We start from the raw sequence: 11,042 nt of genomic DNA, 5'->3' as shown, positions 1-11,042 counted from the left end.
GTCCCGCCCCTGGCCCCCGGCGACGTGATCGCCTTCACCATGGCCGGCGCCTACGCCTGGAACATCTCCCACCACGAATTCCTGATGCACCCCAAACCGACCTTCCACTACCTACGCTGACCACGCCGAACCGACGCCGGTGGCGCAGGTCAGGGCCGGGCGGATCCCGAGTGGATGATGGACACGATCTGAAGCGCCGCCTCAGCGAGCACACGATCTCCGGTGATCAGAGCCCGCTCGCCGGCGGTATCCGGCTCAATGCCGCGCGTGCACAAACGCCAAGCGGTGTCGGCATCGAACTCGACCAATGCGTCAGGCCGAGATTCCATCCCCCGCCGCAGAGACCACCGCTCTTCCCCACGCCCGCAAACCCAGCCACCGAAACCGGAGACGACCACCTGCAGAACGGTGCCCTCGTCCGCCGGCACGTCGCGCATCGTATGCGGCAGCGCCCGCATGAACGTGTCGAGGACGGGCCCGAGATATCGCGGATCGGCGAGCCCAGGGCGTCCGGTGGCATCGCAGATCTGCTGATGGTGCGTCCAGTACTCGGTGAAGTCGCGCGCGGCGTCCAACCAGACGGGATGCGCCTCCGGGCCGGCCCATCTGACAGAACCGCCCAAGGCCTCGAGGTCGACGCCCTGCCAGAACTCGACGACCTGGTCCCCGACCTCCGCCAGCAACCCGACGAGCAGTGCCGGGCTGATACGCCGCGCCGCGGTGACCCACTCGTCATTGATGCGGTCGAGAAACCGGGGGAACGGCTCACCGCTCAGGGGGCCAGGGGCGGTGAACCCGTCCCGGTGCCTGGACAGCCGACCGGCATGGTCGCCGAGCACGTGTGCGGCGACGTCCTTGACACTCCATCCCGGGCAGACGGTGGCCCGCTCCCACTCGTCGGCGTCCAAGCCGCTCAGCAGGTCGATGAAGGCGGCCTGCTGCTCGGCGAACAGCGGCCGGACGTCGATCATCGGGCCCAGGTGCGGCGCCCGCCCATCCGTGCGCGTCATCGGCCCACGATACGACCGTCCACGGACCGCCGATGAGTTCACGCGGTCATTGTGGTCACACCCGTTAGGGCGGGCATCGCTCCACGAGAACTCTGGCAGGAGGGCCATGCGCGAGTTGAGAGTCGACGTGTTCAGCACCGTCGACGGATACGGTGGCGGCGGGCCGCGTCCTGCGGCGTACTGGGGTTACGGCGGGCCGGGGCTGCACGACTGGATCAACGCCCAACTCGCCGAGGAGCACATCATGCTCATGGGCGCGACGACGTACCGGGAGATGTCGGAGATCGTCGCCACCGGCGACGACCCGTCCTTCACGCGGATGGCCGAGCTTCCCAAGATCGTGTTCTCCAAGACCCTCCGGCCGCCGCTGACATGGCCGAACACCACGCTCATCGATGAGCCGATCGAGACGGCCGTGCCCGCGCTGAAGGCCGTGGCGGACGGCCTGCCCATGCGCACCATCGGCAGCGCGTCCCTGGTCCGCAGCCTGTTCCAGCACGATCTGGTGGACCGGGTCCGCGTGCTGGTCTTCCCGATGATCCACGGCGTGGCGGGCGAGGGCCCGGTCTTCACCGAACTCCCGCCCTGCGAGCTGCAACTCACCGGCACCACCGTGCTGGACGACCGCCTGGTGCTCCTCGACTACCGGGTCGGCGATTCGGCTCAACTCCGCAAGTAGCGCAACCCCGAAGGTGCTGGACGCTCGCCGCGGACGACCCCGGCGAGCGGGCGTTCTCCGCCTACTGGGGTTGCGGGGTGCCCTGCCAGCGCCAGGAGGTGAGGCGGGGCCGTCCGGGGAGTTCCGCGCGGCCGGTGGACCACAGCAGTGTCCGCCAGGGCTCGGTAGCGTGCGGCGCCTCGGGGAACAGCCGGAGGAGTACGCGGCGGCACAGGTCGGCGGGCGGTTCCCAGGGAAGGCCGAGACCTTCGGCCAGGTCGTGGGTGTGGACGAGAGTCTCCACGATCCCCATGGCGGCGAAGCCCTCGGCGTCCGCCGCGCCGAAGGCGTGATGGGCGCGGACGTGCGGGGGCACGGTGCGCACCATGGCCACCAGGAGTCCGCCGCACGCTTCGAGGACTTGCAGCAGCCCTTCGGGCCCGGCATCCCGGTTCGCATGGACGGCGTTCGCCGGGCCGCCCGGCCGCAGGCGTTGCCACACGAACGGCACTTCGCCGTCCATCGGTGGCGTCCTCGGCCCGAGTTGGGCGGCGTAGGCGAACAGGTCGTCGGCGAGATGCTCGACGGTCTCCCAGCAGTCCCATTCGAGTGATCCGGCCTTGGCGTCCCAGGCGTCCGGCGGTGCCTGTCGAAGGGTGGAAACGGCAAGCCGGACGGCCAGTTCCAGGTCTTCGGCGGTCACGGCGCTTGGCGGGGTCGGCATGCCTGGAAGCTATCCGAGCGGAAGATGGCCGGCCCAGTCAATATCTGGGGAAACGGCGGGTATGGCGGTGGTCACCGGGCCGGTGCTACCGAAGGAGAGACGTTCAGTGCTGCTGGTCGACCGACTCCGTCATGCCGTGCGGGTGGGGGCGCGGGCGGGCCACGCCATCCTGAATGTGGGGGTTCTGCAGCCGATACGCCCGGACCGGGCCGCGCGGCTGCTGCTGCCCTATGTCCGCTTCGGGCCCGTCCCGGCGACGCTCGGCGCGATGTCGGCCCTGCGCTTTCCCGAGCGGACGGCGCTGATCGACGAGCACGGGGCGCTGTCGTACGCGGAACTGGAGCGACACGCCGCCTCGCTGGCCACCGCGCTCAGAGGCCAACTCGGAGACGGACGAGTCGGAATCCTCTGCCGCAACCATCGAGGCTTCGTCGAGGCGGTTCTCGCGGCTTCCCGCCTGGGCAACGACGTCGTTCTGCTCAACACCGACTTCTCCGCCGCGCAACTCGGCAAGGTCGCGGAGCGCGAGGGCATCGAGCTGCTCATCCACGACGAGGAGTTCACCCCCACCCTCAACAACACGCGCTTCACCGGACAACGGCTGGTCGCCTGGACCGACGGCAACGCGAAACCCTTTGAGGCGCTGATCAGCGACACCGAGCCCGAACCGCTCACGACGAAGCGCGCCAGCAAGATCATCGTGATGACGTCCGGCACCACCGGCACGCCGAAGGGCGCCCGGCATGACATGTCGCTCTCGGCCCTGCTGCCGGTCGCGCTCACCCATGCCATGCGAGTTCCCGTCCGTTCAGGGGCGCCGATCGCGATCGCACCGCCGCTGTTCCACATTCTCGGCTTCGCCTACACGGCCGTGGGTCTCGGGATGGGCATGCCCCTCATCCTGTCCCGGAGGTTCGACGCCGAGGAGACCCTCCAGGCCATCGCGGACTGCCGCGCGGAAGCGCTGGTCGCGGTCCCGGTGATGCTCCAGCGCATCCTGGACGCGGACGACAGGCCGGAGACGCCGACTCTGCGCGTGGTCGTGTCCGGCGGTTCCGCGCTCCCCCCGCACCTGTCGGACGCCTTCATGGACGCATTCGGCGACGTCCTCATCAACGTGTACGGCGCGACCGAGACGGGCTGGGCCACCATCGCCACGCCGGACGACCTGCGCAGCGCGCCCGGCACCGTCGGGAGGCCGTCCCTGCGGATCACCCTGAAGATCCTCGGCGAGGACGGACGGGAGGTCCCCAGAGGCGAGACCGGGGAGATCTACACCGGCGGCGGCCTGCGGTTCGCCGGCTACACCGGGGGCGGGAGCAGGCGGATGCTGGACGGCCTGACGGGCACCGGCGACCTCGGCCATCTCGACGACGAGGGGCGGCTGTTCATCGACGGCCGCGCCGACGACATGATCGTGTCCGGTGGGGAGAACGTGTTCCCGGGCGAGGTGGAGAGCCTGCTCGGCGGGCATCCGGACGTCGCCGAGGTCTCCGTGACCGGCGTCGACGACGAGAAGTTCGGCCGGCGGCTCGCCGCCTACGTGGTGCGGGCACCGGGCTCGGACGTCACCGAGGACGACCTCAAGGCCTACGTGAAAGAGCACCTGGCCAGGTACAAGGTGCCGCGCGACGTCCGTTTCGTCCCAGAACTGCCGCGGACGAGCACGGGCAAGGTCAAGGCCACGGCGCTGCCCGGGTGAGGGCGGCGTCCGGGGCCAAGGCCGCACGGTCCCGGACGCGCCCGGTCACCGATCAGGCGGCGCCGCGGTTCTTGGCGGCCATGCAGATGCGCGCGAGGTCGTTGAGGGCGTCGGCGCGGCGTTCGTCCAGGGTGCGCCGGTCGCCCGGGGCGGCCTCGGCGAGCGTGTCGATGACCAGGGAGAACACCGGCCATTCGGCGGGGCCGATGGCGCCCTGGAAGTCGACGCCGTCCGCCAGGTCGTCCAGGTCGAGGTTGCGGGCGAAGGTGGCGAGGGCGGCCTCGGCGGCGACGACTCCGATGCGCATCGCCAGTGCGGCGGGCTCGCGGTCGAGGGACCGCACGGTGGTGGAACGCATGGCCGACAACATAGAACATATGAGCGACCCGCGTCGAACATCTGGTCGAAACCGTTATCCGGCGATCGCCTGCTGGAACAGGTACGTGTGGGTGAAGTGCAGGACGCCGTCGACCATGCTCGGACGCATGCCGGTCGCGGGCCCGCCCGCCAGCTCGTCCTCCAACTCCCGCCTGATCTGCGCGGCGTCCGCGTCCGGGGTCCGGGAGAACTCCAGCCACGGGTCGAGCGGGCGGACGTAGTCGAACCGCTCGGAGCGCTTCACCTCCGCGCCGGCCGCCGCGACGAGGTCCGCGACCTGCGCTTCGGTGAGCATGGTGCCGTGGGACGGGTCGCGCAGGCGCTCGATGCGGTCGGCGTCGCCCTCCAGGCCGTCCGGGCGGATCAGGTCGGCGATGATCAGTGCGGCGCCGGGGCGGCTGACCCGCACCATCTCCCGCACGACGGCCTCGGGGTCGGCGACCTGGTGCAGTGAGAAGCGGGTGACGACCAGCGTGTACGAGCGGTCCAGGTAGGGCAGGGCGGTGGCGTCGCCGCGCGTGAAGGTGATGTTCATGAGGCCCGCGTGGTCGGCGTCGCGCTTGCCCTCGGCGAGCATCGCGGGGGTGAGGTCGAGGGCGGTCACATGCCGGACGCGGTGGGCGATGGCGCGGGACACCAGGCCGGTGCCGGCGGCCACCTCCAGGACGACGTCCTCGAGGTCGAGCTCAGGGTCCATGAAGCGGACGAGCTGATCCAGATGACGGGTGAACGCGACGTTCAGCTTCGGGTCGGCGAAACCCGCCGCCTGCTTCGAGAACTCCTGTACGACCTTCTCGTCGTGGGTCACCGTCACCGTCGCCTCCCTGGATGGTTGCCCGGATCATCCCCGAAAGCACGAACGGTGAACAGGGGTCAGTGAGACTCATCACCCCTTTACGGGTACAAATCACACCGCCGGGACGCCGTCGAGCAGGGCGGCCAGCCCGGCGGCGTCCAAAAGGTCGGCCGGCCGAACGGTGACGTTGGCGCTCACGTAGTGGAAAGCCGCGCTGACCTGCGAGACGTCCACGCCGGTCAGCTCGGCCCACGCCAGCCGGTACGCGGCGAGCTGCACCGACACGAACCGCGCCTCGTCCCCGGACGGCGGCGAACCCGTCTTCCAGTCGACGACCTCGTAGCCGCCGCCCGGCGACCGGAAAACGGCGTCCATCCGGCCCCGGATCAGCCGGTCGCCGATGATCGTCTCGAACGGCACCTCGATGTCGAGCGGTTCGCGGGACGCCCATTCCGATTCCTCGAAACGCGACCGCAGCCGTTCGAAGTGCGCGTCGTCGGCGGCGCCCTCGTCGGCGGCGCCGGGCAGCTCGTCGGGGTCGAGGAGCCGCTGCTGCCCCCAGCGGCTCTCCAGCCAGGCGTGGAACGCGGTGCCGCGCCGCGCGTAGGGGGCGGGCGGGCGCGGCATGGGGCGCCGGATCTGCCGGGCCAGCGCCGCCGGGTCGCGCGCGAGCGACACCAGCGACGACACCGACAGGTGCGCGGGCAGTTCGACGAGCAGGCCGTCACCGCCGCGGCCGCGGTCGCGTTCGGCGAGCAGCAGCTCGACGTCGCGCGCCCACGCGGTCATGCGGGCCCGGTCGGCGTCGGACAGGCCGGTGTCGCCGGCCCAGTGGCGCGTCCGGCCGGCCATCTCGTCCTCGACCATGCGGGCGCCCTCGACGACCGCCTCGTACCGTTCGCGGGCGGTGATGTCGGACTGGCCGCGCTCGCCGGGCGCGATCGGCCACTGCGCCTCCTCGGGGTCGGCGAGCAGCGGGTTCTCGGCGCCCTCCTCCGGCGGGTCGGTCCACACGGCGACCGGCCCGGCGCCGGCGACGCAGATCGCGCGGACCTCTTCCAGGAACGGCGACGGCCCGAGCGGGCGCCCCGACGACCCCCACCAGTAGCCGGTCGTGATGAGCAGGCTGGACGCGCGGGTGACGGCGACGTAGGCGAGCCGCCGCTCCTCCCGCAGATCGCGTTCGGCGCACGCCTGGTCGAACGCGGCGAGGTCGTCCTTCTCCAGCCCGGTCAGCGCGGGCAGGTCGGCGCGGTCGCCTCGGAGCATGAACGGCAGGACGCGCGGGTTCGCCGTCCACCGGGTGGCGTTCTGCGGCGGCGACGGGAAGATCGACCCCTTGGCGGGGCCGCCGTTCTTCTGCGGCGCGTACGACAGGCCCGGCACGACGACGACGGGCCACTCCAGCCCCTTGGACGCGTGGACGGTGAGCAGTTTGACGCTGTCGGTCTCCCCGACCCGGCCGGCCTCCAGCCCGAACTCTTCGGTCTCGGCGGCCTTCAGGTAGGCGAGGAACGCGCCGAGCGTCGGGTCCTCGGCGTCGCCCGCGAACGTGGCGGCGGCGTCGATGAACGCGTCGAGGTCGGCGCGGGCCGTGACGGGGTCGAGCCCGGACCGCGCGGCGACCTCGATGTCGAGGCCGAGCGCCCGCTCGACCTCGTTGACCAGGTCGGGCAGCGGCAGCCCGACCTGGCTCCGCAGGCCGCGCAGCTCGTCGCGGAGGCGCCGCAGCCGCCCGTACCCCTCCGGCGAGTACGCCTCCGCCGGGCCGAGGTCGTCGAGCGCGTCGACCAGGCTCCCGGTCTCCTGGTTCAGCTCCCCGACGAGCTGCCGGAGCGGGTCGTCGGCGGGATCCGGCGCTCCCTCGCCCGGCGGCACGGCGTCCGGCGGCACGGCGTCCGGCGGCACGGCGTCCGGCGGCACGGCGTCCGGCGGCGCGGCGTCCGGCGGCACGGGGGCCGGCGCGGTGTCGGCCGATGCCTCCCCGGAGGAAGGCCGTTCCGGTGGCGTGATGTCGCGGGCGGAATCCTGGGCCAGGGCGCGGGCGCGGCGGCCGAGGGCGACGAGGTCGCGGGGGCCGAGCCGCCAGCGCGGGCCGGTGAGCAGCCGGGCGAGGGACGCGCCGGCGGTCGGGTCGTGCATGACCCGCAGCGTCGCGACGACGTCCTGCACCTCGGGGACGGTGAGGAGCCCGCCGAGCCCGACCACCTCGACCGGGATGCCGCGCGCCTCCAGGGCCCGCCTGATCAGCGGGAACTGCGACCGCTTCCGGGCGAGGACGGCGATGTCGGAGTACTGGAGCGGTTCGGCCTGCGGGCCGCCGTCGGGCGCGGTCTCGGGGTCGGCGGCCATGAGCCCGGCGATGCGCGCGGCGATGCGGTCGGATTCGTCCTCGACGGTGTGGAAGAGGGCGCATTCGACGCGTCCGCGTCCTTCGCGCCCGGCGCCCGGGATGAGGCGCGGCACGGCCTTCGTCTCGGCGCGCAGCTCCTCCTGCACCTTGGCCGCCGCCTCGAGGATCTGCTCGCCGTTCCGGAACGACCGGCTCAGCTGGACGACCGGCGCCGGCACCGGGCGCCCCCCGCCGGTCCCGGGCTGGAGCGGGAAGTCGTAGGCGAACCGCAGCAGGTTCCCGGCGCTCGCGCCGCGCCACCCGTAGATCGACTGGCAGGGGTCGCCGACGGCCGTCACCGGGTGCCCTCCGGTGAACAGCGACCGCAGCAGGACGAGCTGCGCCTGTGAGGTGTCCTGGTACTCGTCCAGCAGGACGACGGAGAACCGGGACCGCTCGATCATCCCGACCTCGGGATGCTTGGAGGCGATCCGCGCGGCGAGCGCCATCTGGTCGCCGTGGTCGATGACCTCCCGGCCGGCCTTGGCCCGCGCGTACGCCTCGATCAGCGGCATGAGCTGCTCGCGGACGGCGTGCTTGGCGAGGATGTCGCGCTGCGCCTTGAGCGGCTTCTTCACCACGGCGAGCCGCTCGTCCAGCCAGGCGCCGACCTTGCGGACGTCCTCGGCGGTCCGCAGGTGCTCGGCGAGGTCGCCGGCCAGTTCCATGACGGCCTTGGTGACGGTGTCGGGCTGCCAGTCGATGCGGTCCATGGGCCCGTTGTAGGCGTCGACCACCCGCGAGCAGATCTGCCAGGCGACGGCAGGCGAGATGAGCCGCATGGTGGGTTCGAGGGCTTCGCGCAGGGCGTGGTCGCCGAAGAGCCGCGCCGCGTACGCGTGGTACGTCGACACCATCGGCTCGCCGTCGAACAGGGCCTCGCCGCCGAGCCGCTCGAGCTCGTCCCCCGGCAGGACCTCGCGGAGCTTGTCGAGCCGTTTGCGCACGCGCACGCCGAGCTCGGCGGCGGCCTTGCGGGTGAAGGTCAGCCCGAGGACGCGCTCCGGCCGGACGAAGCCGTTCGCGACCAGCCACACCACCCGCGCGGCCATCGTCTCGCTCTTCCCGGACCCGGCGCCCGCGATCACCGCCATCGGCGCCATCGGCGCCTCGATCACCCGCGCCTGCTCCTCCGTGGGCGCCGGGATCTCCAGCAGCCGGGCCAGCTCTCCCGGCGTGATCACCTCGCTCCCCCCGAGCTAATCCGTCACTCTCCGACCTGCCCGCCCTCGTCATGGACGGGGCAGCAGGAGCGTACGGGACAGGTGCGACACTTGTCGTTCGCGCGCGCCTGGAAGACGTCGCTCGCCATGCCGGTGGCGACGATCTCGATGAGCTTCTTGGGCCATTCGGGGTCGGCGTCCTCGGCGGGCGGCGGCTGCTCCTGCTCGCGCGCCTTCGCGGTGAACGCGGCCTTGCCGACCTGGATGAGCTTGGCCCCGCCGGGTTCGATGAGCCCGTGCCGCTCGAACGCGCCGAGCATCACCGCGTACTGGTAGACGCCGAGCTGCGGATGCCGGGCCAGGTCGTCCTTGGGGACGGCCGTGGAGGACGTCTTGATGTCGATGATGACGGCGCGGCCCTGCTCGTCGCGTTCGGCGCGGTCGATGCGGCCCTTGATGACGACGCGCCCGAGGTCGACCTTGAAGGACTCCTCCAGCGCGACGACCTCGTTGGGGTTGCCGCGGTGCCAGGCGAGGAACTTGTCGACCATCGCGGTGGCCTGCTGCCGCTGCTTCTCGGAGTACCAGGAGCTGCGGAACTCCAGGTCGTTCCAGATCTCGTCGAGCCGCTCGGCGACGTGCACCTCGTCGATGCCGTCGTCGGCGCCGGCCATCTCCGCGACCGCGTGGATGACCTTGCCCATCGTGCTGTACTCGTTCGGCCCGCCCTCCTGCGCGCCGACGGCGGAGGCGAGCAGCCAGCGCAGCCCGCAGGTGGTGAACGCCTCGACCTGGGACGGGGAGATGGTGATCTGCTCGTCGTCGGCGAACGCGGGCCCGGCGTCCGACAGCGCGGTGATGGCGTACCAGTTCTCCGGTCTCGCGCCCCGGACGCCCGCGCGCGCGAGGCGGGCCAGGTGGCCGGCGGCGGCGCGCCTCAGCGGTTCGGGACGGGACGGGTCGGCCACCACCGAGCGCAGGTCGGCGACGAGCGCGGACAGCGAGAGCCACCGCGTCTTCTCGTCCAGCTGCGATTGCTCGATCGCCCCTGGCAGCAGTTCGTTCAGGAACCGCGACGGCCGTTCCTCGGTGTCGTCGCCGCCGACGGCCGTCACGACGAGGCGCTTGCGCGCGCGCGTCACCGCGACGTAGAAGAGGCGTCGTTCCTCGTCCAGCATCTTGGCGGCCATGGAGGCGCCGGCCGCGACTTCACCGTCCGGCTCCGCCCCGGCGGCATGCTCGATGAGTTCCTCGACGCCTAGCAGCGACCCCCGTAGACGGACGTCGGGCCAGACGCCCTCTTGGACGCCGGCGACGACGACCACGTCCCACTCCAGTCCCTTGGAGCGGTGCGCGGTGAGGATGCGGACGGCCTCCCCCTCCGGCGCCTGCTCGGCCAGCGTGTCACCGGCGATCTCCTGGGAGGCGATGTTGTCGACGAACAGCTCGGGCCCCGCCTGGGGGAGCCGGTCGACGAACCGTGCGGCGTGGTCGAACAGCGCGACGACGGCGTCGAGGTCGCGGTCGGCCGCCGCACCGCGCGTCCCGCCCTTGACGCTCTGCTCCAGCAGGACGTCGGCCTGCCCGCTCTCCTGCCAGACGGCCCACAGCACGTCCTCGGCGGTACCGCCGTCGTGGACGGACCGCCGCGCCACGTCGATCAGGTGCGCGACCCGTTCAGCGGGCGCCCGCACCTTCTCGTGGACGAGGATCAGCTCGCGAGGGTCGTTGACCGCCGCGATCAGCAGTTCACCTAGCGGACGGTCGCCGCCCGACAGTTCCTCCAAGTCGCGCAGGGCACGCTTGAGCCGCCGCATGGCCAGCGCGTCGGCACCGCCCAGCGGACCCGTCAGCAGGTCTTCCGCGACCTCCTCGTCCAGGAAGCCCTTCTTCAGCGCGGCTCGCAGCAGGACCAGGAACGGCCGGACGGCGGGCTCCGCGATCAAGGGGACCTCGTCACCCGCGACGACCACCGGCACACCGGCCTGGGCGAGCGCACGCCGGAGCACCGGGACCTGCCGCACGGCACTCCGCACCAGGACGGCCATACGCGACCACGGCACGCCGTCCAGCAGGTGGGCGCGACGCAACTCGTCGGCCACCAGTGCGGACTCCTGGCTCTCCGAGTCGGCGATCACAGCGCGCACTTCATCGGGGGGTCCAGGGGGGGCGGCCCCCCTGGAGGACACAGCGCGCACTTCATCGGGGGGTCCAGGGGG

General features: G+C 72.0%; 8 protein-coding genes. 2 read left to right on the top strand and 6 right to left on the bottom strand.

The genetic code is table 11. From position 1 onward, the window contains the following. Positions 1-149: 149 nt before the first annotated feature. A complete protein-coding gene (locus E1284_RS33035) occupies positions 150-1,010 on the bottom strand; it encodes a maleylpyruvate isomerase family mycothiol-dependent enzyme (protein WP_131944091.1) in 861 nt (286 codons plus the stop codon). 106 nt (positions 1,011-1,116) lie between these two features. Here E1284_RS33035 and E1284_RS33030 point away from each other — a divergent pair, with 106 nt between their 5' ends. After that, on the top strand, positions 1,117-1,689 hold the full coding sequence (locus E1284_RS33030) for a dihydrofolate reductase family protein (protein WP_165965520.1): 573 nt from the start codon (positions 1,117-1,119) through the stop codon (positions 1,687-1,689). Positions 1,690-1,750: 61 nt separating this feature from the next. Here the strand turns inward: E1284_RS33030 and E1284_RS33025 are convergent, their stop codons facing one another. Next, positions 1,751-2,392, bottom strand: coding sequence for a DinB family protein (locus E1284_RS33025; RefSeq protein WP_131944089.1), 642 nt, complete (start codon positions 2,390-2,392; stop codon positions 1,751-1,753). Between the two features lie 106 nt (positions 2,393-2,498). Here E1284_RS33025 and E1284_RS33020 point away from each other — a divergent pair, with 106 nt between their 5' ends. After that, the gene (locus E1284_RS33020) at positions 2,499-4,094 is read left to right on the top strand and encodes an AMP-binding protein (protein ID WP_243714894.1); all 1,596 of its coding nucleotides are present in this window, start codon (positions 2,499-2,501) and stop codon (positions 4,092-4,094) included. 52 nt (positions 4,095-4,146) lie between these two features. Here E1284_RS33020 and E1284_RS33015 read toward each other — a convergent pair whose 3' ends face one another. The 4 genes from E1284_RS33015 to E1284_RS33000 all read right to left on the bottom strand — a co-directional run. Continuing rightward, positions 4,147-4,452: a hypothetical protein gene (locus E1284_RS33015; protein ID WP_131944087.1), complete on the bottom strand. Its 306-nt coding sequence runs from the start codon at positions 4,450-4,452 to the stop codon at positions 4,147-4,149. 54 nt (positions 4,453-4,506) lie between these two features. Beyond that, a complete protein-coding gene (locus E1284_RS33010) occupies positions 4,507-5,286 on the bottom strand; it encodes a class I SAM-dependent methyltransferase (RefSeq protein WP_131944086.1) in 780 nt (259 codons plus the stop codon). 93 nt (positions 5,287-5,379) lie between these two features. After that, positions 5,380-8,844, bottom strand: a complete 3,465-nt coding sequence (locus E1284_RS33005; protein ID WP_131944085.1) for an ATP-dependent helicase — start codon at positions 8,842-8,844, stop codon at positions 5,380-5,382. Between the two features lie 23 nt (positions 8,845-8,867). Continuing rightward, positions 8,868-11,042 (bottom strand): ATP-dependent DNA helicase (locus E1284_RS33000; RefSeq protein WP_131944084.1); only part of this gene is annotated, 2,175 nt, incomplete at its 5' end.

It is taken from the genome of Actinomadura bangladeshensis, from assembly GCF_004348335.1.
Taxonomy (GTDB): domain Bacteria; phylum Actinomycetota; class Actinomycetes; order Streptosporangiales; family Streptosporangiaceae; genus Spirillospora; species Spirillospora bangladeshensis.
This window is presented reverse-complemented; position numbering and strand designations above follow the sequence as displayed.

What these genes read in the sequence shown, in the direction of transcription:
- E1284_RS33035 (WP_131944091.1), bottom strand. Translation starts at nt 1,010, where the DNA reads ATGACGCGCACGGATGGGCGGGCGCCGCACCTGGGCCCGATGATCGAC.
- E1284_RS33015 (WP_131944087.1), bottom strand. Translation starts at nt 4,452, where the DNA reads ATGCGTTCCACCACCGTGCGGTCCCTCGACCGCGAGCCCGCCGCACTG.
- E1284_RS33025 (WP_131944089.1), bottom strand. Translation starts at nt 2,392, where the DNA reads ATGCCGACCCCGCCAAGCGCCGTGACCGCCGAAGACCTGGAACTGGCC.
- E1284_RS33030 (WP_165965520.1), top strand. Translation starts at nt 1,117, where the DNA reads ATGCGCGAGTTGAGAGTCGACGTGTTCAGCACCGTCGACGGATACGGT.